Genomic DNA, 25,660 nt, shown 5'->3' on the forward strand with positions numbered 1-25,660 from the left:
TCATGACCGAGAACGTGGGCCCCATCGACGCCTCCGTGAACCCCCGGTACTCGGGGATCGCGACCTTCGCACGCCTCCCGCGGATCGAGGACGTGCCGCGCGCCGACATCGCCGTCGTCGGCATCCCGTTCGACTCGGGGGTGAGCTACCGCCCGGGCACGCGCTTCGGGCCGTCGCACGTGCGCGAGTCGTCGCGCCTGCTGCGTCCGTACAACCCGGCGCAGGACGTGTCGCCGTTCGCGATCGCCCAGGTGGTGGATGCCGGTGACATCCCGGTGAACCCGTTCGACCTGGCCGCCGCGGTGAGCGAGGTCGAGACCGCGGCGATCGCGCTCGGCGAGCAGGTGCAGCGCATCGTCACGATCGGCGGCGACCACACGGTGGCGCTCCCGCTGCTGCGCGCGGTCGCCGCGAAGCACGGCCCGGTCGCGGTGCTGCACTTCGACGCGCACCTCGACACCTGGGACACCTACTTCGGAGCTCCGATCACGCACGGCACGCCCTTCCGCCGGGCGAGCGAGGAGGGGCTGATCGACCTCACCGCGAGCTGCCACGTCGGCACCCGTGGTCCGCTGTACTCCAAGCAGGACCTCGAGGACGACGAGCGCCTCGGCTTCTCGATCGTGTCGAGCGAGTACATCGAGGAGCACGGCGTCGAGGCCGCGATCGCGCGGATCCTGCAGCGCATCGGCGACAAGCCGCTCTACGTCTCGATCGACATCGACGTGCTCGACCCCGCGCACGCCCCCGGCACCGGCACGCCCGAGGCCGGCGGGCTGACCAGCCGCGAGCTGCTGCGGATCCTGCGGGCGCTCGGTTCGCAGCACATCGTCGGCGCCGACGTCGTCGAGGTGTCGCCGGCCTACGACCACGCCCAGATCACCGGCATCGCCGCGAGTCATGTGGTCTACGAGCTGGTGAGCCTCCTGGCCGCGCAGGTCGCGCAGCCCTAGCCCCGGCATCCGTCCCCGCCTTCTTCCGTTCCGGTCGCACTTCGTGCCGCCCAGCGGCCGAGATGGCGGCAGCAACTGCGACCGGAACGCCGCTCACCGGCAGCAACTGGGACCGGAACGCCGCACCTCAGGCATACGACGCGGCGAGCAGCTCGGCGAACAGCTCCTCCGGGTCGCGTTCCACCCGTCGCCGGGTGAACCAGTCGCAGATGTTGACGCAGTCGCGGTGCAGCAGGTCGAGTCCCTGCGGGTTCGCGATGATGTCGACGATCTGCGGCAGGTCGATCACCCGCACGCGGCCGTCGTGCACGAGCAGGTTGTAGGCCGAGAGGTCGCCGTGCGCGAACCCTGCGGCCGCGAACACCCGCATGATCTCGACCACCTGGTCGTAGAAGCCCGCGAGCTCCGCACGGTCGCTGCGCACCTGAGCGAGGCGGGGTGCCGCGGTGCCGTGCGCGTCGCCGAGGAACTCCATGAGCACCTCGGTGCCGTTGACCTGCACCGGGTACGGCACGGGGGCGCCCAGCTCCCACATCCGGCAGAGCGCCTCGAACTCCGCGAACGACCACTGCGCGGCGGCGACCTCCCGCCCATGGCTCGACTTCTTCGCGAGGGCGCGGGTGTCGCGGGTGTTCCGGGTGCTGCGACCCTCGGTGTAGACGGCCGAGCGGTGGAAGCTGCTGTGCTCGGCGGAACGGTAGCGCTTTGCCGCGAGGATCGTGCGCTGCGCCGGGTCGTCGGGAACCGCGCGCTCGAGCAGGAACACGTCGGCCTCCTTGCCGGTCTTGAGGATGCCGAGCTCGGTGTCGAGCGCGCCGGCCGAGGTCACGACCCAGTCGGGCCAGGGCTCCGGCCCGCGTTCCGTCGGGGTGACGGCCGGCCAGGTCGACCAGCGCTGGTTCTCGCCGGGTTCGACGTCCGCGAAGAAGAGTTCTGTCGCGAAGGGATCAGAGAGGAAGGGATCAGACAAGATGTGGCTCCGGAAAGGGGAGGCCACACCAGGGATCAGGAGCGGGTGGCCTCGAAGGGAAGGTGGTCGGCGAAGAGCGCGACGAAGACGGTGTTCATGTCCTCAGCTCCTTCCGCTCGGGCCTTCCGGGCTCGTCCCGGTGCGTCGATGAGCCTAGGGCGTGCGCGCCAGGCTTGTCCAGACCCGGACGAATGGTCGGATGCCGCGGACGACCGGTCGGGCGTCGACCCCCGGAACCTGAGAGCGTGGAACCATGACCACGACAGCGCCGATCCCGACGACCGCATCCCCTTCTCGAGCAGGGCGGATGCCGTACGGCGGCCTCATCGTCGTGATGATGATGAGCTTCCTGCTGGTGACGGCGGAGTTCCTTCCCAACGGTGTGCTCACCGAGATGGCGGCGTCGCTGGGCGTCACCCCGGGGCAGGCCGGGCAGACCGTCACCGTGACCGCCCTGGTCGGGCTGCTCGTGGCGCCGACGATCGGGCTGATCTTCCCGCGCCTCGACCGCCGCTCCCTGCTCGTGTGGATGGCGCTCGCCGCGGCGGTGTCGAACCTCATCGTCGCGATCTCCCCGAACCTCGTGATCGTGCTGCTCGCCCGGTTCCTGCTGGGCGCTGCGATCAGCGCGTTCTGGTCGATGTCGATCACGGTCGCCGCCCGCATCGCCGGTCCTGAGCGCCTCGGTCGCGCGGTGATGTTCACCGCCGCCGGGACCTCGCTCGCCACCGTCGCCGGCGTGCCGATCGGAGTGATGCTGAGCGAGCTCATCGACTGGCGCATGGTCTTCGCGCTGGCGGGCGTGGTCACCGGGCTGCTCGCGATCGCGCTCCGAGTGCTCCTGCCGTCGGTGCCGGCGGCTCAGGCGTCCAGCATCCGTCTCCTGGTCGACACCGTCCGCCGCCCCGGCATCAGCCTCGGCATGATCGGCCACGTGCTGATCGTGCTCGGCCACTTCCTCGCCTACACCTACGTGCGTCTCGCGCTGGAGCGCATCCCGGGCGTCGACGCCTCGACCATCGTCGTGCTGCTCGCCCTGTTCGGCGCGGGCGGCCTGATCGGAAACCTCGTGATCGGTCTGGTGATCGACCGGTCGTTCGCCTTCTTCGCCGTGTTCGCACCCGTCGTCATCGCGGTGGCGGTCGCCTCCATGATCCTGCTCTCCGGCACCGTCCTCGGGATCGGCATCGTCGTGTTCGTCTGGGGCCTCTTCTTCGCCTCCTGGCTGATCGTCGTGAACACCTGGGTCGGTCACCGGATGCCGGATCGCCTCGAGGCCGGCGGCAGCCTGGTCGTCGTCGGATTCCAGGGCGCCATCATGATCGCGGCGGGCGTCGGCGGATTCCTCGTCGACACGATGAGCATCGAGCTCGTCTACGCGGTCGGCGCAGTGATCCTCCTCGTCGGCGCCGTGCTGTTCGGAGCATCGAACCGCATCAAGTCCTGAGCGGGATCTCGGCACACCCGGCCAGCCGCAGTCAGCTGCGCACAGCTTCGGAGTCCACGGCCGACACCCCGCGGCTTCGGAGCCCCGCGCGGCGTGTCGTGCGCGGGGCTCCGAAGTTGTGCCGGATGCCGGATGCCGGATGCCGGACGCCGGGCTACGCGGGGACGGGCGTGCGGTGGGCCATGCGCCAGGACGACGGGGTCATGCCGGTGCGGCGGCGGAACGCGCGGCTGAACCCCTCGTCCGAGGCGTAGCCCAGCTCCCGGGAGATCTCGGAGACGGGTCGTCCGGCGTCCAGCATCCGCTTCGCCGCGTCGACGCGCACCTCGGTGACGTAGTCGGCGGGGGAGCGGCCGACGGCGTTGCGGAAGCGCTCCGCGAAGGTCGAGCGCGACATCGCGCTGACGCCGGCGAGGCGCTCGACGGTCCAGTCGCGGCCCGGCTCCTCGTGGATGGCCTCGACGACGCGGTCGAGGAAGGGGTCGTTCGACAGCGAGGGCCAGCCCTGCGGCGCGCAGCCGTTCGCCGCCCAGGCGCGGATGAGCGAGAGCAGCACGGTCGTCGCCATCATCCGGCAGATCAGCGGATCGCCCTGACGGACGGGGCACGTGGCCGGGTCGACGAGGCCCATGTTCTCGGCCAGAGCGGCGGCCGCGGGCTCGAGGGCGTCGAATCCCGTCACGGTGATGAACTCGGGCAGGACCGCGCGCAGCTGCGAGGCGGCATCCGCGAGTTCGAGGTCGACGACCATCAGGCTGGCGGCGTCCTCGGCCTCGAGCGCGAACGGCGATCCGCCCAGCATGAGGAACGCGTCGCCGGCGACGAGCCGATCGCGGGTGCCCTGCGGGTCGATCGTGAGGCGGCGCGAACCGGGATCGACGTCGAGACGGCATCCGTCTCCCAGCGGCGGATGCCCGTGCACACTGCCCTCGGCGATGTACACGAGCGTGATCACGTCGTGCGGGATCGGCAGCAGCGCCCCCGCGGGGAGCGAGGTGCGCCGGGCCACGCCGACGCGCAGATCGACGGTGCTGAGCACCTGCGAGAGCGCGTCCGCATCCACTGTCACCATGCCTTCGGCAACGTCGTGCCGCCGCCGGGTATTCCACCGTTCGATTCGAAGGGCGCCGCGGCCCGGATACGCTGGGAGGACGCCACCCGAGGAGTCCCGTGTTCCGCACCCCCGACCGCCTGTTCCGAGTTCTCGCGATCGCGGAGGCGATCACCTGGACGATCCTGATCGCCGCGATCATCGCCCGTGCGGTCGGCGCGCCCGGCGTGGTGGTGACCGTGGGCGGTGGCATCCACGGCTTCGTGTTCCTCGCCTATGCGGCCACGGCCGTGCTCGTCGCGCTCAACCAGCGCTGGCACCTCGGCGTCGGCGTGCTGGCGGTCGTCAGCGCGATCGTTCCCTATGCCACGATCCCCACCGAGATCTGGCTGCACCGCACGGGCCGGCTCGACGGCGCCTGGCGCCTCGATGCGACCGACGACCCCCGGGACCGCCGCTGGTACGACCGGCTGATGCGCTGGTTCCTGCGTCGGCCCCTCGTGCTGGTGCTCCTGCTCGCGGTCGGCATCGTCGCGCTCTACGTGATCCTGCTGCTGGTCGGTCCTCCCGGCGGCAAGTGAGGCCTCGCCCTCGCCGGCGGCCGATCAGGGGGTGACGACCACCGCGTTGGCCTCGTTGACGAGGTCCATGGTCGCCTCGGCGCCGATGCCGCCCGTGCAGTCCACGATCACGTACAGGCCGACACCGGTCGCCGTGAACGCCCGTGCGGCCATGGTCCAGGTGCGGTCGCCGTCCGTGCCGACGACCTGGCGGGTCTCGACGCCGCCGGCACCGCCGACCAGGTAACTGAACTCTCCGGTGGTCGCGACCGGCGTGATGTCGGCGGTCGGCGTCTGCAGCAGAACCCCGAGGATCGCGTCGGACGAGGCGCTGTCGTCACCGTCGACCACCGGCACGTCGGAGGTCCGGCCCTGCCAGAACTGCGCGGTGCAGGTGTCGTCGAGCGTGCCGTACGTCCAGCCCCCGTTGCCGTCGTCGGGCGTGACCGACTTCCAGTCGTCGTCGGCCAGGAACCCGTCGCCCCATTCGATGTACGCGCTGCTCGAGAGCTCCTGACCCTCGTCGAACGTCAGGGTCGATCCGCCCGCCGGCTCCTCGGCGGGCTCGTCGGTCGCCTCCGGCCCGCCGGACGGCGCGCTCTCGGACGGTCCGCCGGTCGGGATCTGCGCGAAGAGGCATCCGCTGAGCGGCAGCACCGCCGTCACGACGACTGCCGCGGCGGCGAGACGGAGCAACGGGGAGATCTGCGAGGTGCGCGTCATGGCGGTCAGCCTAGCCCCGCGCCCGGCCGCGGAGGATGGGCAGCCCTGCTCAGCGCTCAGTGCGCGGTCGCGACGCCGATCGTGTCGTGCACGATGACCGCCGCCACACGGGCTCCGGCTCCGGCTGCGACGATGAGCTGCTGCGGTCCGGGGGTCGCCGCGTCGCCCGCCGCGTAGAGACCCGGCACGTCGGTGCGTCCGGAGCGATCGGTGACCAGGTGCCCCGCGTCGTCGAGAGTCGGCGCGATCCCGTCGAGGAACGACAGCTCGGTCTCCCATTCCGGGCGCACGAATCCGCCGTCCACGGCGATCGTCGCCCCGTCGGCCAGGCGGATCGCCTCGAGCCGTCCGCGGTCGCCGACGAGTTCGACGATCGGATGCCGCCGCACGGTGATGCCGGCGGCGGCGAGCTCTGCCTCCTCGGCTGCGGTCACGACATCGGCGCCGTTCGTGAAGACCGTGAGCGTCTCGGTCCACCGGCCGATCAGGCGGGCACGGGAGGCGAGGTCGGCGGACTCCCCGATGAGCGCGAGGCGTCGGCCCTGCAGCTCCCATGCATCGCACGCGGCGCAGCTGAACAGGCTCATGCCGTAGAAGCCGCGGAGGTTCGGCACGTCGGGAAGCGTCTCGCGGAGTCCGGTCGCCAGCAGCACCGAACGCGCCGAGACCGTCGTCTCGGGCTCCCGGCGCCCGACCTCGGCGTCGAAGCGCGCACCGTCGGCTCCGGCATCCGTCGACCGGAGAGCGGCGACGCGCACGCGCGAGCGGATCTCGACGTTCGGGTAGGCGGCGAGCTCCTCGCGGGCGATGCGACGCAGCTCATGCGGCGGCACGCCGTCGCGGGTGAGGAAGCCGTGCGAGTTCAGCGTCGCGGCGTTCCGCGGACGATCGGCGTCGACGACGAGCACGCGCACGAGCGAGCGGCCGAGGTTCAGCGCGGCCGAGAGGCCGGCGGGACCGCCGCCGACGATGAGCACGTCGTACGGAGCCGTCTCAGTCATGCGCACCCTCCTGCGGGGGAAGGGCGGCGACCACCGGATGGTCGAACGCGTAGACGCCGACCTTGGCGGCGCCGCCGGGCGATCCGATCTCCGAGAAGAAGTCGACATTCGCCCTGTAGTAATCCTGCCACTCATCCGGCAGGTCGTCCTCGTAGTAGATCGCCTCGACGGGGCACACGGGTTCGCAGGCGCCGCAGTCGACGCACTCGTCGGGGTGGATGTACAGCGAGCGCTCGCCCTCGTAGATGCAGTCCACCGGGCACTCGTCGATGCAGGCCCGGTCTTTCACATCCACGCAGGGCAGCGCGATGACGTAGGTCATCGGACGAGCGCGCCGTCGCGCGACACCGCCTGAGACGACACCGCGACCTGCTCCTCGCGCGGCACGACCTTGACCCGCTCGCGGGCGTAGGTGTGCGTCTCGCCGAGGTGGCGCTCGTGGGCATCGAGGGCGAGCCAGCCGTCCCACGTCGTGTACGCCGTCTCGCGGGCGTCGAGCAGGTCGAGCACGTCGCCCTCGCCTGTCGACGGGGTCACGGACCCAGGGCCATCCGTCAGCAGGCCGGCCTCGGCGTCCGCGATCAGGTTCGTGATCGTCTCGAGCGCGTCGGACTTCGTGTGCCCGATCAGGCCGACGGGTCCGCGCTTGATCCAGCCGGTCGCGTACAGACCCGTCTCGCCGTCGACGCGGCCGCCGGCGTTCGGCACGACGCCGCGCGCCTCGTCGAACGGGGCGTCGACCACACGGGTGCCGTAGTAGCCCACCGCGCGGTAGACGGCCTGCACGGCGTAGTCGCGGAACTCGCCCGTGCCGGTCAGTCGCGGCGCGGCATCCGCTTCGCCGGTCACGAGACGCGTGCGCTCGAAGCGGATGCCCTCGACCTCCCCGTCGCCCGTGATCTCCACCGGCGCGTGCCAGAAGTGCAGATGCAGCCGACGGGATGCTGTGCCGGCGGGGCGCTCGCGCCAGCCGTTCAGCGTGCGGAGCATCACCTTGAGCTGGTTGTTCGGGGCGGAGGCCGGATCGACGCCCTCGAAGTCCTCGTCGTACAGGACGATGTCGACGTCGCGCACCTCGCCGAGCTCCCGGAGCTCGATCGGTGTGAACTTGATGTCGGCGGGGCCGCGTCGGCCGAACACGTGCACGTCGGTCACGGCTGACGACTCGAGGCCTTCCAGCACGTTGTCCGGCACCTCGGTCGTGCGCAGGTCGACGGCGTGCTTGGCCAGCACGCGCGCGACGTCGAGGGCCACGTTGCCGTTGCCGATCACCGCGACCGACGAGGCGTCGAGAGGCCAGGTGCGGGCGACGTCGGGGTGGCCGTCGAACCAGGCCACGAAGTCGGCGGCGCCGTAGGAGCCGGGCAGCTCGACGCCGGGGATGTCGAGCACCGCGTCGCGGATCGCGCCGGTCGCGAGGATCACCGCGTGGTAGCGCTCGCGCAGCTCGTCGAGGGCGATGTCGCGCCCGACCTCGACGTTGCCGATGAAGCGGATCGTGCGGCGAGACGAGGAGCTCGACGCGTCGAGCATCTCGTGCAGCGAGTTCACGATGCCCTTGATGCGGGGGTGGTCTGGTGCGACGCCGTAGCGGATCAGCCCGTACGGCGCGGGGAGCGACTCGAACAGGTCGATCTCGACATCGGCGTCCGGGCGCGCGGAGACCGCGGTGGCGAGGAGGTTGCCGGCGTAGATGCCGGCCGGACCGGCGCCGACGATCGCGACGCGCAGGGCAGGAGGGAAGGAGGTCATGACAGCCTTTCGGGGGCGCGTTCAGCGCGAGCGAGAGAACAGGGAGGAGAGGGGAGAACGACGAGCGGATGCCGGGTCGAGCGCATCGACCGCCTGGACGAGGCCCGTGTCGACCGCGAGACCCGCGTCGAGGGCATCGGCCCAGTGCGGCTTGGGCGTCGCTGGGACGCTGGGCTCGTGGCCTGGGTCGCTGAGCTCATGGCCTGGGTCGCTGAGCTTGTCGAAGCGTCGGGTGAACGTGCGGCCCTTCGACGAGCTCAGGGACCCAGCGGCGTGCGGGCTCAGGGCCACCACGTCACCGACCACGACGACCGCCGGCGACCGCACCTGGCGGCTCGCGGCGAGGTGCGCGATCGTGCCGAGAGTGCCGATGGTCACGCGCTCGCGCTCGCCGTAGCCGTCTTCGATGATCGCGACAGGGCAGTCGACCCCGCGGGCGCCGCTGCTCAGCACGTGCGCGGAGTGCCCCAGCGTGTTCACGCCCATCAGCAGCACGACCGTGTGGTCGCCCCTGGACAGACTCAGGACCCCACCGGGCTCGATCTGGTCGTGGCCGCTGAGCACGGTGAAGGATGCCGCGACGCCGCGATGGGTCAGCGGGATGCCGGCGACGGCAGGAACCGACACGGCGCTCGTGACGCCGGGGACGACATCGACGGGGATGCCGGCCTCCTCGCAGTGCTGCTGCTCCTCGCGTCCGCGTCCGTAGACGAAGGGGTCGCCGCCCTTCAGCCGCACGACGCGGCGCCCGGCCAGGGCGTGCTGGACGAGAAGGTCGTTGATGCCGTCCTGCGGCACCGGATGGTGACCGGGGAGCTTGCCCACATCGATGACCTCGGCGGAGAGGTGCACGCCGTCCGCGGCGAGCTGCTCGAGGACCGCACGGGCGCCGAGGCGGTCGGCGACGATCACGTCGGCCTCCTGCAGTGCGCGGAGGCCGCGGATGGTGAGCAGGCCGGCGTCGCCGGGTCCCGCCCCCACGAGGGTGACTGTTCCGGTCATCGGTCGCCTCCCAGCGCGAGGCCGCGGCTCTGCAGCATCCGTCGTTCCAACGGCCCGAAGATCGCGAGCTCGATGAGGATGCCGATCGCGAGGATCAGCAGGATGGTGCCGAGCACGCCGGCGAGATCGGCGAGTTCGCGCGACTGCTGCAGCATCGAGCCGAGCCCGAAGCCGATCGAGCCGCCCACGGCGATGATCTCCGCGGCCATGAGCGAGCGCCACGAGAACGCCCATCCCTGCTTGAGTCCGGCGACGTAGCCGGGGAGTGCGGCCGGAAGGATGACGGCCGTGGCGAGCTGCCACCGGCTCGCTCCGAGCACCGTCCCGACCCGGCGCAGCTGCGGCGGCACCTGGTCGATGCCGGAGAGCAGTCCGTTCACGATCGAGGGGATCGCGCCCATGAGGATCACGAAGTACACCGTCGCGTCGGAGAGGCCGAACCAGATGATCGCGGCGGGCACCCAGGCGACGGAGGGCAGCACGGTGAGGCCGGAGATGAGGGGACCGGCGGCACGGCGCAGCGGCTTCCACTCGGCCAGGAGCAGACCGAGCGGGGTGCCGACGGCGATCGCGATGAGGAAGCCGATGACCCCGCGCTCCAGGCTGGTCAGCACGGCCTCCTGCAGGCGGCCGGTCTCCCAGGCCTCACCGAGCGCTCCGGCCACCTGCAACGGACCGGGAGCGATGTCGGGCCGCGGGTCGGCGATGACGACGTAGGCCTGCCAGGCGGCGAGCAGCGCCAGCAGCAGGACGATGGGCGGCAGCACCTTCGACAGCGCCGTGCGCCATCGGGGGCGGAGGTCGCCTTGCGCGCTCTGCAGGCGGTCGAGGCCCGCGGAGAGCGTGCGGAGCTCGTCGTCCTTCGTCTCGCTGTGCTCGCTCGAAGGTCGAGGGGCGGTGGTGTCACGCGGCATTGCGGCGGATCTCCTTCCGCAGCTCGGCGGTGATCTCGGTGGCGAGGGCGGCGACCTCCGGCGACTCGATGCGCCGGCCGGTGGTCGTGGCGACCTTCCACTCCCCGGCGACCCGACCGGGACGGCTGGAGAGCAGGATCACGCGCTGTCCGAGCCGCGCGGCCTCGCGCACGTTGTGGGTGACGAAGACGATCGTGCGTCCGGTGGCGCGCCACACCCTCTCGAGCTCCTCGTGCAGCAGATCCCGGGTGATCGCGTCGAGCGCGGCGAAGGGCTCGTCCATCAGCAGCACGGGGCGGTCCTGCGCGAGGGCGCGGGCGAGCGCGACGCGCTGCCGCATGCCGCCGGACAGCTCATGCGGTCGCTTGTCTCCCGCTTCGGCGAGGTTCACGGTCGCGAGCAGGCGCTGCGCCTCCTCGCGGCGCTCGCCGCGGGGGACGCCGCGCAGCCGGAGTGCGAGCTCGACGTTCTTGCGCGCGGTGAGCCAGGGCATCAGCGCGGATTCCTGGAACATCACCGCCGCGCCGCCCTTCGACGGGCTCAGCGACCCCGTGGCGGTCCGGATCTCGCCGGACGTGAGGGGCTCGAGCCCGGCGATGAGGTTCAGCAGCGTGGACTTGCCGCATCCCGATGCTCCGAGCAGGCACACGAACTCGCCGGGCGCGATGTCGAGCGTCACGTCGTCGAGCACGAGCGGCCCCGAGCCGTAGCGCTTGGTCACGTGGGAGAGGCGCACCGCGGGGTCGACCGCCGGAGCCTGCGCGGCCGGCGGCGTCACACCGTCGAAGCTCGGTGTCAGCGCGGCGACCGCGCCCTTCGACGGGCTCAGGGACCCAGCTTCAGCCGACCCCACGGGCGCACTCATCATTCGTCCCCGAGTCCGGCGGCGGAGACGGGCTTCTCGCCGTCCTTCGCGAGCAGCGCGTTCAGTGCGCGCAGGTCGAACAGCCCGTCGATCGAGCCCTTCTTCTGCGTGCCGGCGGCCAGGCCGTTGTCGACCAGGGCGGCGAAGGTCTCCGCGTGCGGATCGACGGTGAAGGTGACGTTGTCGAGCGCGCGGGCGAGCACGTCGTCCGACAGTCTCTTGCCGGTCGCCTCCTCCAGCGCGTCGTTGATGACGGTCGGCGCTTCGTCGGCGTGCTCGTCGAGCCAGGCGACCGAGGCCACGTGCCCCTCGAGCAGATCCTCGACGACGTCGGGATGCTGCTCCGCGAACTCCGCACGCACCAGCAGCACGGTGGTCGGGAAGGCGCCGTCCTTCCACAGGTCGGCTTCGTCGACGAGCACGTGCGCGCCCGCTTCGACCACGAGACGCGACACCCACGGCTCCGGCAGCCAGGCGCCGTCGAGCTCGCCCTGCTGGAAGAGCGTGAGCGTCTGCGCGTTCTCGGTCGGGGTGATCGTGACATCGCCGCCGCCGGCAGTCGAGGTCTCGTAACCCTCCTCGGCCAGCCAGCTGCGCAGGGCGACATCCTGCGTGTTGCCCAGCTGCGGGGTCGCGATGTTCGCGCCCGCGAGGTCCTCCGGGTTGTCGATCCCGTCGCGCACGACGAGGGCGGCGCCGCCCGAGGTGGCGCCCGCGATGATGTGCGCCGACTCCCCTCCCGACTGGATGAAGGTGTTGATCGACGGGTTCGGTCCGATGTACGTCGCGTCGATGGCGCCGGCCGACAGTGCTTCGATCGCGGCCGGGCCGGCGTTGAAGACCTCGGTCTTCAGGTCGATGTCGCCGAGCGCGTCCTCGAACAGGCCCTCGGAGAGTCCGACGAGCGCCGGCGCGTGCGTGACGTTCGCGAAGTAGCCCAGGCGCACCTCGGCGGGGGCCTCGGCCTCGCCCTTCGCGTCGTCTCCGGTCGCGGATGCCGAGGCGCAGCCGGCCAGCATCATCGCAGCGAGTCCCAGGGCAGTGAGTGTCGTGGTGGTTCTGTTGATCTTCACGGTTTCGCCTCCTCAGCGGTCAGATGGTGCAGGTGGGGTGGTGCAGGGTGGGTGGTGCAGGTCTCAGGGTTCGTCGATCACCGTCGCGGCGGCGAGTGTCGCGCCGTCGGCGGGGTGGATGAGCAGGAGCGAGCCGCCGGAGCGGTCGCGCGCGTAGGGCTCGAGGGGGAGGTCGGCGGCGAAGCGCAGGCGGACCCGGCCGATCTCGTTCGCGGCGAGCGACGACGCCTCCTCGTGGCCGAGCGTCTCGAGGTCGCGGCGCGACAGCACCTCGGCGACCAGTGCCTGCACGGTCGCGGTGCCGTGCTTGACGAGCACCTTGGTGCCGGGAACGACCGCGCGGGCGTCCAGCTGGAACAGCTCGACCACGGCTTCGCGACGCCCGGCGGGAAGTGTGCCGGCGGCGGCGATCAGCGCACCGCGGGCGGCGTCGATCTCATCGGCGAGAGTGAGGGTCACGGACTGCGGCGCGGTCGCGGCATCCGCCGGTTCTCCGGCCACGTGGATGCCGGTGACGGTCGTCTCATGCCCGCCGGGGAAAACGTCGACGCGGTCGCCGACCTGCACGACGCCCGTGGCGATGCGCCCGGCGAAGCCGCGGTAGTCGCGGTACTGCTCGGCATCGAGGATCTCGGGCGACAGCCCGCCCTGCGGGCGCAGCACCAGCTGCACCGGGAGTCGGAGAGCGGATGCCGCGGCATCCGCCTCGTCCTGACGCGGCAGCTCCTCGAGCAGCTCGATCAGCGTCGGGCCGGAGTACCACGGGGTGCGCTCGGAGCGGTCGACGATGTTGTCGCCTTCCAGGGCCGAGACGGGGAGGACATGGATGCCCTGCAGGCCCAGCTGCTCGGCCACGCGCGCCGCCTCGAGCTCGATCGCCACGTAGACGTTCTCGTCGAAGTCGGTGAGGTCGATCTTGTTGACGGCGATGATCACGTGCGCGACGCGCAGCAGAGAGACGACGGCGAGGTGGCGGCGCGTCTGCTCGACGATGCCCTTGCGGGCGTCGACCAGCACGATCACGGCGTCCGCGGTGGCGGAGCCGGTGACCATGTTGCGCGTGTACTGCACGTGCCCGGGGCAGTCGGCGAGGATGAAGCTGCGGCGATCCGTCGCGAAATACCGGTAGGCGACGTCGATCGTGATGCCCTGTTCGCGCTCGGCGCGGAGGCCGTCGGTGAGCAGCGCGAAGTCGAACTCGCCGTGCGCGAAACCGCGCTGCCGCGACGTCGACGCGACCTGCTCGAGCTGGTCGGCGAGGATCGCCTTCGCGTCGTGCAGCAGGCGCCCGACGAGGGTCGACTTGCCGTCATCGACCGATCCGGCGGTGGCGAAGCGGAACAGTGTGCCCGTCGACGTGCTCACGGACCCCGTCTCAACAGCACTCATCAGAAGTACCCGTCCTTCTTGCGGTCTTCCATGGCCGCCTCGCTGATGCGGTCGTCGGCGCGCGTGGCGCCGCGCTCGGTGAGCGTGGACCGGCCGACCTCGGCGACGACGGATGCCGTGTCCGCGGCATCCGATTCCACGGCTCCGGTGCAGCTCATGTCGCCGACCGTGCGGTAGCGGACCACGCGGCGTTCGGTTTTCTCGCCGGTGCGCGGCTGCGAGAACTCGCCGATCGCCCACCACATGCCGTCGCGGCGGAACACCTCGCGCTCGTGCGCGTAGTACAGGGGAGGAAGCGCGATGCCCTCGCGCTCGATGTAGCGCCAGACGTCGAGCTCTGTCCAGTTCGAGATCGGGAAGGCGCGCACGTGCTGACCGGGAAGGTGGCGGCCGTTGTAGAGGCTCCAGAGCTCCGGGCGCTGGTTGCGCGGATCCCACTGGCCGAACTCGTCGCGCAGGGAGATGATCCGCTCCTTGGCTCGAGCCTTGTCTTCGTCGCGGCGGGCGCCGCCGAACACCGCGTCGTGCTTCCCCGCGGCGATGGCGTCGAGCAGCGGCTGCGTCTGCAGCGGGTTGCGCGTGCCGTCGGGGCGCTCGGCGAGGCGGCCGTCGTCGATGTACGACTGCACGCTCGCCACTTCGAGACGGATGCCGAGCCGCGCCACCGTCTCGTCGCGGAAGGCGATCACCTCGGGGAAGTTGTGTCCGGTGTCGACGTGCAGCACCGGGAAGGGCACGCGCCCGGGGGCGAAGGCCTTGGCCGCCAGGTGCAGCACGACGACGGAGTCCTTGCCGCCGGAGAACAGCAACACGGGGCGCTCGAACTCCGCGACGACCTCGCGGATGATGTGGATCGCCTCGGCCTCGAGCAGGTCGAGCGCCGACAGTCGACCCTTCGACGAGCTCAGGGAATGGGTCGCTGAGCCTGTCGAAGCGTCCTGCGTATCGAGAGTCATAGGTGCAACCCGCATTCCGTCTTGGACAGTCCGGCCCAGCGGCCGGATCGAGGATCTTCGCCGGCGGCCACGGGCTTCGTGCACGGCGCGCAGCCGATCGACGGATAGCCGTTCGCGATCAGCGGGTTCACGGGCACCTCATTCGTGGTCGCGTAGTCGATGAGGTCGTCGAAGCTCCAGGCGGCGACGGGGTTCACCTTGACCAGGCCGTTGCGCTCGTCCCAGACGATCAGCGGGGTGTCGGCGCGGGTCGGTGCCTCTTCACGACGGACACCGGTGAACCACAGCTCGTAGTCGCCCAGCGATCGCTGCAGCGGCTCGACCTTGCGCAGCGCGCAGCACAGCCCGGGGTCGCGGGCGAACAGGTCTTCGCCGTACTCGGCATCCTGCTCGCGCACGGACTGCACGGGCTTCACGTCGACGATGCGCACGTCGAGCTCGCGCTCGACCTCGTTGCGTGTGACCGTCGTCTCGGCGAAGTGGTAGCCGGTGTCGAGGAACAGCACGTCGACACCGGGGAGGCTCTGGGCGACCAGATGCGGCAGCGCGGCATCCGCCATCGAGCACGCCACGGTGGCCTGGCTGACGGCGAAGTTCTCGGCGACCCAGGCGACGACCTCGGCGGGGCTCGCCTCATCGGCCTGGCGGCTGCGCAGCTCCACGGCGCCGCGCTCGGCGATGGCGCGCAGCTCGTCCTCGGAGCGGCGAGCCGGGCGGGCGCGCCCGATGACGACGGGCTGGGCACCTGAGCGTGTCGAAGGGCTCATTGCAGCGCCTCCTCGTCGGCCCGGTGCGCCCAGACGGCGAAGGTCTCGTCGAGCTCCCGGTCGGCGAGATAGCGGCGGATGACCCGCTCGGCGTAGTCGGCGATGCCGTCGGCGGCCACCTTCAGACCGCGGACGGTGCGGCCGAGGCCGGCCTCCTCGCGGTCGACGCTGGCCAGGCCGCCGCCGAGGTGCACCTGGTATCCGGGAACCTGCTCGCCGTCGATGGACACGAGCTGACCCTTCAGGCCGATGTCGGCGATCTGGATGCGGGCGCACGAGTTCGGGCATCCGTTCACGTGCAGGGTGATGGGGCGGCCGATCTCGGGCTCGAGTTCGCCGAGGCGCTGCTCGAGCTGCGTGATCGCCTCCGCCGCGTTGGCCTTGGTCTCGACGATCGCGAGCTTGCAGTACTCGATGCCGGTGCAGGCGATCGTGCCGCGCCGGAACAGGCTGGGGCGGGCGGACAGGCCGATCGCATCGAGGCCTGCGATGAGGTTCTCGACCTCGGGCTCGGGCACGTCGAGCACGATGAGCTTCTGGTGCGGGGTGGTGCGGACGCGCTGCGAACCGTGCACCTCGGCGAGGTCGGCGAGCGCCGTGAGGGTCGAGCCGGAGACGCGGCCGACGAGCGGGGCTGCGCCGACGAAGAACCGGCCGTCCTTCTGGGCGTGCACGCCGACGTGATCGCCGAGGCTCGTCGGCTTGGGGGCGGCGGGGCCGTCGGGGAGCGGGCTGTCGAGATACTCGGTCTCGAGCACCTCGCGGAAGCGCTCGACGCCCCAGTCGGCGAGCAGGAACTTCAGGCGTGCCTTGTTGCGGAGGCGGCGGTAGCCGTAGTCGCGGAAGATCCGGGTCACGCCGTGCCAGACCTCGGCGACCTGGTCGGGCGCGACGAAGACGCCGAGGCGCTCGCCGAGACGCGGCACCACCGAGAGCGCGCCGCCGACCCACAGGTCGTAGCCGATCCCGAGCTCGGGATGCTCGACGGCGACGAACGCGCAGTCGTTGATCTCGTGGACGACGTCCTGGCTGGGGTGGCCGGTGATGGCCGTCTTGAACTTGCGCGGCAGGTTCGCGAGCGTGGCATCGCCGATGAAGCGGTCCGCGATCTCCTGGATCTGCGGGGTCGGATCGATGATCTCGTCGGCCGCGATGCCGGCGACGGGGGAGCCGAGGATGACCCGCGGCACGTCGCCGCAGGCCTCGGTGGTGCTGAGCCCGACCTCTTCCAGTCGACGCCAGATCTCCGGGACGTCTTCGACCTGCACCCAGTGCAGCTGCACGTTCTGGCGATCGGTGAGGTCGGCGGAGTCGCGGGCGAACTCGGTCGAGATCTCGCCGATCACGCGGAGCTGCTGCGTGGTGAGCTGCCCGCCGTCGATGCGCACGCGCAGCATGAAGTACTCGTCCTCGAGCTCGTGCGGCTCGAGCTGGGCGGTGCGGCCGCCGTCGATGCCCGGCTTGCGCTGGGTGTACAGCCCCCACCAGCGGAAGCGTCCGTGCAGGTCGGTCGGGTCGATCGACGCGAATCCGCCCTTCGCGTAGATCGTCTCGATGCGCTCCCGCACGTTGAGCCCGTCGTCTGCGAGCTTGAACTCCTCGTTCGCGTTCAGGGGTTCGCGGCCGTCGACCGCCCACTGTCCGTGGGGTTTGGTCGGCGTCCGTGTGGTGCGCGTGCGGGCACCACGGATCGGCGTCGGCTGCTCGATGGTCATGACCTGCTCCCTGGGATGGCTTCGCATCAAAGTAGGAGCTTGGACTCGGTGCAAGAACCTCGATGACACGGAGCGTCAGGGGGCGTCACAGAGAGACACACGGCCGCCGGAATATTGACAGAGGGCCCGTCGGTCCGGATCAGGCGATCTGCGGGACGGTCTCCTCGTACCGCGAGACCACGATGTCGATCAGCGGATCCGGCACCGCACCGCCGTCGAGCAGCGGGAGCGTGAGCACGCGCCCGGCCGCCTGCCGCTCCGCGAGGTCGAAGAAGTAGCCGCGAGCCAGGAGGTAGGTAGAGACGACCGCGTCGGGATGTGTCGCCAGAGCCGTCGGCAGGTCGGGTTCGCGCGCGGCGAGATACGCGAGTTCCACTCGGCGGCCGAGGTGCTCGCGCAGGACGGTCGCCATGCCCTCGGCATCCGTCAGCGAACGCGGATCACGGGAGCCCGCCACCGCGAGGATCACCGGGAGAGCGGATGCCGCGGGCATCCGCTCCGCGAGCACGGCGGCCAGTCGGGGGTCGGGGCCCAGGGGCGCCGCCACCACGGCCTCCGCCCGGTCGGCGACCATGCCGTGCAGGTCGTGATGCACGTGGAATCCGCTCGACAGCAGCAGCGGGACGACCACGACGGGGCCGTCGATCGCCGCGAGGGCGTCGACCGCGTCGGGCTCCTGCACGTCGACGAAGGCGGCGCGCACCTCGACCTCGGGGAGCCGGGCGGCGACCGCTTCGACGAGGTCCGCGATCGCGCGTGCACCGGCCGTGTCGGACGTGCCATGGGAGACGGCGAGCAGGGTGGGTCGAGCCATGCGGCCAGCCTAGGAGGTGCGTATGACGGAGATGTTTCCGTGGTGATGTGAGGTTCTGTTAGTTCGCTTGGCGCCCTCCCACGACACGCCTACCGTGTCGGCATGACGAACGATGGAGTTTCTCAGACCGACCGGCATGCCCTCGACCGATTCGTGATCGATCGACGCACGCTGCTCCTCGCCGGTGGAGCGGCGGCGCTCGCCACGACGTTCGCGGTCGCGGGGCGCCCGGCATCCGCCAGCGCCGCCTGCGAGGCTCTCGTCCACCAGGACGGCTTCGCGACGCCGAGCGCGGGCAACTGGACGGGGCGCATCTTCGACGGGGACAGTGCCGCGCTCGCGGCCGCCGATCTGTGGAGCGACCAGACGCTGTTCCCGCCGGCGCGCTATGCGATCGTGCCCGACCCCGCGGGCTCCGGCCGCCCGGTGATGCGCTTCACCGTTCCGGCCGATCAGACCTCGTACCGGGCGGAGATCGCCCGCAAGCAGTTCGCTCCCGGTCGCTATCGTTACGGGGTCTCGCACTACATCCCGACCGACTACGTGCCCTACGAATACGGCACGCTGCTCGCGCAGTGGCACGGTTTCACCCTGCCGGACGGCCGCGCCACCAACCCGCCGCTCGCTCTCGTGCTCGACGGGGCGCCGACGCCCGCCTGGGAGTTCCACACCTACGAACTGCTGCCCGACCTCACGACGAGACTCACGCGGCACCCGCTGCCGGTGCCGGTGGCGTACGGCCGCTGGAACGACTGGACCTTCGACATCAGCTGGTCCACGCCGTCCACGCCCGGTCGGGTGATCATCACCCACGGCGGCTCGACGGTGCTCGACATCTCCGGCGACAACAACTACCACCAGCAGTGGCCGCCGTACTTCCAGACCGGCATCTACCGGTCTTCGTGGCGGACCGGAGGGTATCCGGCCCAGCCCGACCTCCAGATCTATCACCGGGGTATCACCGTCCACGATCTCACCGGGTGCGCCGCCGGGTGAGTCCGGGAGCTCGGAGCGGGACGCTCTGCGACGGGCGCGCCACCCGATGCGGTCGACGACGAGCGGTTCCGGCATCCTTGGGGGATGGCCAAGCAGCTCATCGTCAACCTGTTCGAGATGGCGACGCCCGGGCACATCACTCATGGACTGTGGCGCCAGCCCGACAACCAGCGCGAGCGCTATGCCGACATCTCGTACTGGACCGAGCTCGCGCAGGTCGCCGAGGCCGCCGGGTTCGACGCGATCTTCCTCGCCGACGTCGTGGGTGCGTACGACGTGTACGACGACAGCTTCGAGCCGGCGCTGGAGCGCGGGCTGCAGATCCCGAACATCGACCCGCTGCTGCTCGTCGCCGCGATGGCGGCCGTCACCGAGCACGTCGGCTTCGGCGTGACCTTCTCCACGACGTACGAGCCGCCGTTCGCGTTCGCGCGGCGGATGGCGACGCTCGATCACCTGACGCGCGGGCGGGTGGGGTGGAACATCGTGACCTCGTATCTGCCGAACGCCGCGCGGAACTTCGGTCTCGACGATCAGATCCCCCACGACACCCGGTACGAGATCGCCGCCGAGTACATCGACGTCCTCTACAAGCTGTGGGAGGGCTCCTGGGATGACGACGCGGTCGTCGCGGATAAGGAGGTCGGAACCTACAGTCGCGTGGGTGCGGTGCGGGCGATCGATCACGTCGGCACGCACTTCCGCGTGAAGGGTCCGCACCTGTCCGAGCCGTCGCGGCAGCGCGTGCCGCTGCTGTTCCAGGCATCGGCGTCGAAGGCTGGCATCGCGTTCGCGGCGCAGCACGCGGAGGTGCTGTTCACGGCCGACCGTCCGCCCGGAGCGCTCGAACGCAACATCGCCGCGATCCGGGACGAGAGCGTGCGCCACGGACGGCTCCCCGAGGACACCCGGTACGTCGTGATGGCCACCGTGATCGTCGCCCCCACCGAGGAGGAGGCGCGGGCGAAGTACGAGGGCTACCGGACATTCCGAGACCCCGAGGGGGCGTTCATCCACATGAGCGTGCCGTTCCATCCGCTGCAGCATCCCGCCGACATCACCGTGCGGGAGGCGCTCGAGCGCGAGGGGCGGCAGGACGTCATCGATGCGGGAGGGCTGCCGCTGCACCTGACGGTCGGGCAGTTCGCCGGCGCGGTCGACGAGGCGTGGGATTCGCGGTTCCTCGCCGTCGGAAGCCCCGAGCAGGTGGCCGACACGATCGAGCGCTGGCTCGACGTCGACGGCATCGACGGCATCAACCTGCGTCAGTACCACTCCTTCGACACGGCCAGGGATTTCGGTGAGCTCGTCGTGCCCGAGCTGCGTCGGCGAGGACGGATGCGCGAGGCGTACACGCCGGGGGAGACCCTGCGCGAGCGGATCTTCGGCGAGGGGCCGCGCCTGCCGGAGCGGCATCCTGCGGCGCGGTACCGCGGGGGAGCGAACCTCTAGACTCGCGGCATGCGGCTCCGCGCCATCGACCTGGTCGACGTCCTCGTGTACCTGGTCGTCCTCAGTACCTTCACCCAGCTGTTCCCTGCGGTGATCTCCGAGAGCTTCCTGCTGTCGCTGCTGACGGCGATCCTGCTGAAGCTCGTGCTCGAAGTCGTGGCGTGGGTGAAGGCGAAGGCGCTCGCGCGCATCCGCTCCGACGGCGGTCTTGCGAGGCGGGCCGTCGGGGTTGTGGTGCTGCTGCTCGTGATGCCGGGCAGCAAGTTCCTCGTGCTGGAGCTGGTCGACCTGGTCTTCGGCGACGCCGTGTATCTCGGCGGTTTCTTCCTCGTGACGCTGCTCATCGTCGTGCTCATGCTGGCGCGCGGGGCGGTGCGCCGGCTGCTGGTGCGTCCGGCGGCCGCCGAGGCCTCCGATTGACGCCGTCAGCACGGCATGCCGGTGTATCGGTTTGTGGGGCTGATCTGGGGGTTTGAATGTCGGTGGCCCCTGGTTCACTAGGGGTATGACAGCACTGGCGGACGCGACGATCGAGCAGGTGAACGCCCTGGGGGCGGTCACCGAGATGCTCGTCGAGGTCGAGCGCACGATCAGCAGCATGCAGGCGGTGCGTGATGGTTTCCTCGCGGTCGGGTCCCGTTTGGCGGTCGACGTCGCCCAGCAGGCCGCGTCGCGGGACGAGGCGGAGCTGGCGTTGCGGACGGTCGCGGCCGAGTTCGCGGCCGCGCTGCGCGTGTCGGACCGGACCGTGCAGCGGCGGATGACCGACGCGTCGTTCCTGGTGGAGCGTTTCCCGCGGGTGTGGCGGGCGCTGGGCGCCGGGCTCATCAGTGCCGGGCATGCCCGGGTGATCTGCGACGCCGGTGCGCACTTGGATGATCCCCGTGACCGGGACGCGTACTCGGGAGAGGTGCTCGGGTTCGCGGAGACCGAGTCCCCGAACCGTGTCGCCCGGATGGCGCGGCGGGTCGCGGAACGCTACCAGTCCCGTCCGATCGGTGAACGGCACAAGGATGCGCGGGCGAAGCGGGGCGTATGGGTGAAAGACCTCCCCGACGGGATGGCCGAACTCGGCATGACCGGCCCCGCCGCGCTCGTGCACGGCGCGTTCGACCGGATCACCGCCATGGCGAAAACCGTGCAGAAACAGACGGTGCAGGAGCAGTCGAATCCGACCCGGGCGGATGCTGGTGGCGACTCGCGGGAGAGCGCGTTCGGCCCGGCGGCAGATGCGGCGCGGACCGCAGGACGCCCGACCGGTGACACGGTCTCGAAAGACCCGCGCACCCTCGGGCAGATCCGCGCCGACCTCACCCTCGACATGCTCCTCACCGGCACACCGGCCGGACACGACACTGCGGCCGGGCTGCTCGCCGCGATCACCGCCACCGTGTCCGTCACCGTCCCCGTCACAACCCTGATGGGCGCCGGGACCACCCCTGCGGAACTGAACGGGCGCACACCGATCGACCCCGACACCGCGAGACGCCTGGCGGGGGCGGCATCCGGATGGGATCGGATCCTCACCCACCCGATCAGCGGGGCGCTCCTCGCCGTCGACCGGTACCGACCTGGCGCTGACCTGAAACGACACCTGCGGGCTCGGGATCAACGCTGCCGATTCCCCACCTGCGGATACCCACCATCGGACTGCGACATCGACCATCACCACGACGCCGCCCACGGCGGTGCGACCACCGCCGAGAACCTCGGCCACCTCTGCCGACGACACCACACCCTCAAACACCAGACCCCGTGGCACGTCGAACCCCTCACCGGCGGGTTGTACGCCTGGACCAGCCCCACCGGCCGCACCTACATCGACACACCCCCACCACCCCACACCATCACCTTCACCGAAGACGACACCCCACCCCCCTTCTGACGCAGGGGCGCCCGTGGCCGGCTCAGTTCGCCGGCGCGTCCACCGCGATGAAGTTCTTCGACAGCACCTCCTGCACGACAGGGCCGACCGGCTCGCCCTCGCACGTGACGATGACCCACACCGAGTAGTCGGCCTCCACGAAAGCTCGCGCGGCCATGAAGTATCCGACCTCGTTGAACGTGTAGCTGAACTGCCGGTGCTCCACGCCGGAGCCTTCTCCTCCGTAGCGCAGGAACTCTCCGTCGGTGAGCCAGTCCCGCCCGAGGAAGTCGTCACCGGTCTGATGCTCGATCATGGCGTCGGTGGCCTCCCTGTCGTCCATGCCGGTCGCGTCACCGAGCACACCGCCCCGGAACGAGGCCGTGCAAGCACCGCTGGCATTCACATACGACCATCGCCCCGGCTGGTCGGCCGGCAGAGCCTCCCACTCCTCGTCCTCGATCAGCCCGTCGCCCCACCCGATGTCCGAATCCGCCGTCAGTTCCGCGCCCGCAGCGAAGGTCACGTCGTGCGAGACCGACCCGATCCCCGCACCCGGTGTCGGGCTCGCGCCCGGTGCGCGGCTCGAGTCCGCACTCCTCGCCTCGCGCGAGATCGGTGGTGCGGCGCACCCGCTCGCGACAGCCAGGAAGGCAGCCACGGCGATGACGGCAGGGATGCGGAGGGTGGTGGGATGAATTCGTCGAGTCATGCTGGGGGAGCCTAGGCAGTCGCCGCATCCGCCGATCCGCCCCTGTGGATAACTCCCGAAGCGAAAACTTGAGCCGTCTCGTATCAACTTTGTTTGACAGCATCCGCACCTCGGAGTACAGTTGAGTCATCGCGACTCAGGTTTCCCTGATCGCCGCAGATTTCCGAACCACAACAACTTCCAACAAAGGAGAAAACACATGGCACGTGCTGTCGGTATCGACCTCGGAACCACCAACTCCGTCGTCAGCGTCCTCGAGGGCGGCGAGCCCAAGGTCATCGCCAACGCCGAGGGCTTCCGCACCACCCCCTCGGTGGTCGCCTTCACCAAAGACGGAGAGGTGCTGGTCGGCGAGACCGCCAAGCGCCAGGCCGTCACCAACGTCGACCGGACGATCTCTTCCGTCAAGCGCCACATGGGCACCGACTGGAGCTTCGACGTCGACGGCAAGAAGTGGACGCCGCAGGAGATCTCCGCGCGCATCCTCATGAAGCTCAAGCGCGACGCCGAGTCGTACCTCGGTGACACCGTGACGGATGCCGTCATCACCGTCCCCGCGTACTTCAACGACGCCGAGCGCCAGGCCACCAAGGAGGCCGGTGAGATCGCGGGCCTCAACGTCCTGCGCATCATCAACGAGCCGACCGCCGCCGCCCTCGCCTACGGTCTCGACCGCGGCAAGGAAGACGAGCTCATCCTCGTCTTCGACCTCGGTGGCGGAACGTTCGACGTCTCCCTCCTCGAGGTGGGCAAGGACGACGACTTCTCGACCATCCAGGTGCGCTCGACCGCCGGTGACAACCGCCTCGGTGGAGACGACTGGGACCAGCGTCTCGTGGACTTCCTCATCAAGCAGTTCAAGGAGACCACGGGCGTCGACGTCTCGGGTGACAAGATCGCCCTCCAGCGCCTCAAGGAGGCTGCCGAGCAGGCCAAGAAGGAGCTCTCCTCCTCGACCTCGACCAGCATCAACCTCCCGTACCTGTCGCTGACGGAGTCCGGCCCGGTGTCGCTGAGCGAGACCATCACCCGCGCGAAGTTCGAGGACCTCACCAAGGACCTCCTCGACCGCACCAAGAAGCCGTTCGAAGACGTCATCCGCGAGGCCGGCATCAAGGTCGCCGACATCGCTCACGTCGTGCTCGTCGGTGGATCGACGCGTATGCCCGCCGTCGCCGAACTCGTCAAGCGCGAGGCCGGCAAGGAAGCGAACAAGGGCGTCAACCCGGATGAGGTCGTCGCCGTCGGCGCCGCCCTGCAGGCCGGAGTCCTCAAGGGTGAGCGCAAGGACGTGCTGCTCATCGACGTCACCCCCCTGAGCCTCGGTATCGAGACCAAGGGCGGCATGATGACCAAGCTCATCGAGCGCAACACGGCCATCCCGACCAAGCGCAGCGAGACCTTCACCACGGCAGACGACAACCAGCCGTCCGTCGCGATCCAGGTCTTCCAGGGCGAGCGCGACTTCACGCGCGACAACAAGCCGCTCGGCACGTTCGAGCTGACCGGCATCGCCCCGGCCCCCCGCGGCATCCCGCAGATCGAGGTCACCTTCGACATCGACGCCAACGGCATCGTGCACGTGTCCGCCAAGGACAAGGGCACCGGCAAGGAGCAGTCGATGACGATCACGGGCGGCTCGTCGCTGTCCAAGGAAGACATCGACCGCATGGTGCGCGAGGCCGAGGAGAACGCGGCCGAAGACAAGAAGCGCCGTGAGGCCGCCGAGGTCCGCAACCAGGCCGAGACCCTCGCCTACTCGATCGACAAGCTGATCAAGGACAACGAGGACAAGCTCCCCGCCGACGTCAAGGAGTCGGTCCAGGCCGACGTCGACGCCCTCAAGACCGCACTCGCGGGCGAGGACGACGACGCCGTGAAGACCGCATTCGACAAGCTGAACGAGTCGCAGGGCAAGCTCGGCGAAGCGATCTACGCCACGTCGCAGGCGGATGCCGCGGCCGGCGCCGCCCCCGAGGGCGACGCTCCCGCCGATGACAGCTCCTCCGACGAGGACGTCATCGACGCCGAGGTCGTCGACGACGAGGAAGACAAGAAGTAATCATGACGGACAAGAACTTCGACGACAACGCCGGGGTTCCGGAAGAGGGGTCGGACGCGAACGCGTCCGGCCCCCAGCCGCAGAACCCCGACTCCACCGAGGCTGCAGCGGCCGAGGGCTCTGACGACGACCTCACGGTCGACGACATCCTCGGCGCGACGCAGACCGGTGAGGCCGCGGCGGAAGACGCCGTCCTCGCCGACCTCGAGTCCACCCTGCTGAACGACCTCAAGCGTCTGCAGGCCGAGTATGCCAACTACCGCCGCCGCACCGAGGAGCAGCGTCAGATCGAGAGCGAGCGAGCGAAGGGCGAGGCCGCCAAGGGCCTCATCCCCGTGCTCGACGACCTCGATCGCGCCGCCCAGCACGGCGACCTCGTCGAGGGCACGCCCTTCGCCGTGATCGCCGACAAGGTGCGCGCGGTGGTGGAGCGCCTCGGCGTCGTCTCCTACGGCGAGCAGGGCGAGGAATTCGACCCGCAGCGCCACGAGGCGATCTTCCAGCAGCCCACTCCGGGCGCCACCAAGACCACGGTGCTCGAAGTCGTCGAGGTGGGATACCGCCTCGGTGACATCGAACTGCGTCCCGCGAAGGTCGTCGTCGCCGTACCTGCCGAGTAGGT

25 protein-coding genes are annotated in these 25,660 nt (G+C 70.3%); 9 read left to right on the forward strand and 16 right to left on the reverse strand.

Annotation, left to right across the window (positions count from 1 at the left end):
* The first annotated feature begins 2 nt into the window (after positions 1 to 2).
* Positions 3 to 953 (forward strand): agmatinase, encoded by a 951-nt coding sequence (speB, locus tag ABS642_RS16260; protein ID WP_350350921.1) that lies wholly within the window; start codon positions 3 to 5, stop codon positions 951 to 953.
* 127 nt (positions 954 to 1,080) lie between these two features.
* On the opposite strand, the gene ABS642_RS16265 is transcribed toward speB, so the two are convergent.
* Complete coding sequence (locus tag ABS642_RS16265) at positions 1,081 to 1,923, reverse strand: RIO1 family regulatory kinase/ATPase (protein ID WP_350350922.1); 843 nt, start codon at positions 1,921 to 1,923, stop codon at positions 1,081 to 1,083.
* Between the two features lie 253 nt (positions 1,924 to 2,176).
* Here ABS642_RS16265 and ABS642_RS16270 point away from each other — a divergent pair, with 253 nt between their 5' ends.
* Entirely contained in the window at positions 2,177 to 3,370 is a 1,194-nt protein-coding gene (locus ABS642_RS16270; protein ID WP_350350923.1) for an MFS transporter, read from the forward strand.
* Positions 3,371 to 3,524: 154 nt separating this feature from the next.
* On the opposite strand, the gene ABS642_RS16275 is transcribed toward ABS642_RS16270, so the two are convergent.
* Positions 3,525 to 4,442, reverse strand: a complete 918-nt coding sequence (locus ABS642_RS16275) for an AraC family transcriptional regulator (RefSeq protein ID WP_350350924.1) — start codon at positions 4,440 to 4,442, stop codon at positions 3,525 to 3,527.
* Positions 4,443 to 4,540: 98 nt separating this feature from the next.
* Here ABS642_RS16275 and ABS642_RS16280 point away from each other — a divergent pair, with 98 nt between their 5' ends.
* Positions 4,541 to 5,002, forward strand: coding sequence for a DUF3817 domain-containing protein (locus tag ABS642_RS16280; protein WP_116633666.1), 462 nt, complete (start codon positions 4,541 to 4,543; stop codon positions 5,000 to 5,002).
* A gap of 24 nt (positions 5,003 to 5,026) precedes the next feature.
* Here ABS642_RS16280 and ABS642_RS16285 read toward each other — a convergent pair whose 3' ends face one another.
* The 13 genes from ABS642_RS16285 to ABS642_RS16345 form a co-directional block, all read right to left on the reverse strand.
* Positions 5,027 to 5,704, reverse strand: a complete 678-nt coding sequence (locus ABS642_RS16285) for a hypothetical protein (protein ID WP_350350925.1) — start codon at positions 5,702 to 5,704, stop codon at positions 5,027 to 5,029.
* Between the two features lie 56 nt (positions 5,705 to 5,760).
* The gene (locus ABS642_RS16290; protein WP_350350926.1) at positions 5,761 to 6,705 is read right to left on the reverse strand and encodes an NAD(P)/FAD-dependent oxidoreductase; all 945 of its coding nucleotides are present in this window, start codon (positions 6,703 to 6,705) and stop codon (positions 5,761 to 5,763) included.
* The gene (fdxA, locus tag ABS642_RS16295; protein WP_350350927.1) at positions 6,698 to 7,027 is read right to left on the reverse strand and encodes a ferredoxin; all 330 of its coding nucleotides are present in this window, start codon (positions 7,025 to 7,027) and stop codon (positions 6,698 to 6,700) included. The genes ABS642_RS16290 and fdxA overlap by 8 nt, the downstream gene beginning before the upstream one ends.
* Positions 7,024 to 8,457, reverse strand: coding sequence for an FAD-dependent oxidoreductase (locus tag ABS642_RS16300; RefSeq protein WP_350350928.1), 1,434 nt, complete (start codon positions 8,455 to 8,457; stop codon positions 7,024 to 7,026). Before ABS642_RS16300 ends, fdxA begins: the two co-directional genes overlap by 4 nt.
* 21 nt (positions 8,458 to 8,478) lie before the next feature.
* On the reverse strand, positions 8,479 to 9,459 hold the full coding sequence (cobA, locus tag ABS642_RS16305) for a uroporphyrinogen-III C-methyltransferase (protein ID WP_350350929.1): 981 nt from the start codon (positions 9,457 to 9,459) through the stop codon (positions 8,479 to 8,481).
* A complete protein-coding gene (locus ABS642_RS16310) occupies positions 9,456 to 10,373 on the reverse strand; it encodes an ABC transporter permease (protein ID WP_350350930.1) in 918 nt (305 codons plus the stop codon). The genes cobA and ABS642_RS16310 overlap by 4 nt, the downstream gene beginning before the upstream one ends.
* Complete coding sequence (locus ABS642_RS16315; protein WP_350350931.1) at positions 10,363 to 11,241, reverse strand: ABC transporter ATP-binding protein; 879 nt, start codon at positions 11,239 to 11,241, stop codon at positions 10,363 to 10,365. The genes ABS642_RS16310 and ABS642_RS16315 overlap by 11 nt, the downstream gene beginning before the upstream one ends.
* Positions 11,238 to 12,311 carry an ABC transporter substrate-binding protein gene (locus ABS642_RS16320; RefSeq protein ID WP_350350932.1) on the reverse strand — a complete coding sequence of 358 codons (1,074 nt, stop codon included), beginning with the start codon at positions 12,309 to 12,311 and terminating at the stop codon, positions 11,238 to 11,240. The genes ABS642_RS16315 and ABS642_RS16320 overlap by 4 nt, the downstream gene beginning before the upstream one ends.
* Before the next feature lie 63 nt (positions 12,312 to 12,374).
* Positions 12,375 to 13,676, reverse strand: a complete 1,302-nt coding sequence (locus ABS642_RS16325) for a GTP-binding protein (protein ID WP_350350933.1) — start codon at positions 13,674 to 13,676, stop codon at positions 12,375 to 12,377.
* Between the two features lie 23 nt (positions 13,677 to 13,699).
* A complete protein-coding gene (gene cysD, locus ABS642_RS16330; RefSeq protein WP_350350934.1) occupies positions 13,700 to 14,656 on the reverse strand; it encodes a sulfate adenylyltransferase subunit CysD in 957 nt (318 codons plus the stop codon).
* Complete coding sequence (locus tag ABS642_RS16335; protein WP_350350935.1) at positions 14,653 to 15,423, reverse strand: phosphoadenylyl-sulfate reductase; 771 nt, start codon at positions 15,421 to 15,423, stop codon at positions 14,653 to 14,655. Before ABS642_RS16335 ends, cysD begins: the two co-directional genes overlap by 4 nt.
* The gene (locus ABS642_RS16340; protein WP_350350936.1) at positions 15,420 to 17,138 is read right to left on the reverse strand and encodes a nitrite/sulfite reductase; all 1,719 of its coding nucleotides are present in this window, start codon (positions 17,136 to 17,138) and stop codon (positions 15,420 to 15,422) included. The genes ABS642_RS16335 and ABS642_RS16340 overlap by 4 nt, the downstream gene beginning before the upstream one ends.
* A gap of 139 nt (positions 17,139 to 17,277) precedes the next feature.
* Positions 17,278 to 17,952 carry a CbiX/SirB N-terminal domain-containing protein gene (locus tag ABS642_RS16345; protein WP_350350937.1) on the reverse strand — a complete coding sequence of 225 codons (675 nt, stop codon included), beginning with the start codon at positions 17,950 to 17,952 and terminating at the stop codon, positions 17,278 to 17,280.
* 102 nt (positions 17,953 to 18,054) lie between these two features.
* Between ABS642_RS16345 and ABS642_RS16350 the strand changes: the two genes are divergently transcribed.
* From ABS642_RS16350 to ABS642_RS16365, 4 genes are all read left to right on the forward strand, one after another.
* Positions 18,055 to 18,948 (forward strand): heparin lyase I family protein, encoded by an 894-nt coding sequence (locus tag ABS642_RS16350; RefSeq protein ID WP_350350938.1) that lies wholly within the window; start codon positions 18,055 to 18,057, stop codon positions 18,946 to 18,948.
* A gap of 84 nt (positions 18,949 to 19,032) precedes the next feature.
* Positions 19,033 to 20,400, forward strand: coding sequence for an NtaA/DmoA family FMN-dependent monooxygenase (locus tag ABS642_RS16355; protein WP_350350939.1), 1,368 nt, complete (start codon positions 19,033 to 19,035; stop codon positions 20,398 to 20,400).
* Positions 20,401 to 20,409: 9 nt separating this feature from the next.
* Positions 20,410 to 20,820, forward strand: coding sequence for a hypothetical protein (locus ABS642_RS16360; RefSeq protein ID WP_350350940.1), 411 nt, complete (start codon positions 20,410 to 20,412; stop codon positions 20,818 to 20,820).
* An 85-nt stretch (positions 20,821 to 20,905) separates the two neighbouring features.
* Positions 20,906 to 22,285: a DUF222 domain-containing protein gene (locus ABS642_RS16365; protein WP_350350941.1), complete on the forward strand. Its 1,380-nt coding sequence runs from the start codon at positions 20,906 to 20,908 to the stop codon at positions 22,283 to 22,285.
* Between the two features lie 22 nt (positions 22,286 to 22,307).
* Here the strand turns inward: ABS642_RS16365 and ABS642_RS16370 are convergent, their stop codons facing one another.
* Positions 22,308 to 22,976 (reverse strand): hypothetical protein, encoded by a 669-nt coding sequence (locus ABS642_RS16370; RefSeq protein WP_350350942.1) that lies wholly within the window; start codon positions 22,974 to 22,976, stop codon positions 22,308 to 22,310.
* 199 nt (positions 22,977 to 23,175) lie between these two features.
* Here ABS642_RS16370 and dnaK point away from each other — a divergent pair, with 199 nt between their 5' ends.
* Complete coding sequence (gene dnaK / locus ABS642_RS16375; protein ID WP_116633685.1) at positions 23,176 to 25,038, forward strand: molecular chaperone DnaK; 1,863 nt, start codon at positions 23,176 to 23,178, stop codon at positions 25,036 to 25,038.
* A 2-nt stretch (positions 25,039 to 25,040) separates the two neighbouring features.
* Positions 25,041 to 25,658 (forward strand): nucleotide exchange factor GrpE, encoded by a 618-nt coding sequence (locus ABS642_RS16380; RefSeq protein WP_282215591.1) that lies wholly within the window; start codon positions 25,041 to 25,043, stop codon positions 25,656 to 25,658.
* Positions 25,659 to 25,660 lie beyond the last annotated feature (2 nt).

Origin of the sequence: Microbacterium sp. A8/3-1, from assembly GCF_040267695.1 — a bacterium.
Lineage (GTDB): Bacteria > Actinomycetota > Actinomycetes > Actinomycetales > Microbacteriaceae > Microbacterium > Microbacterium luteolum.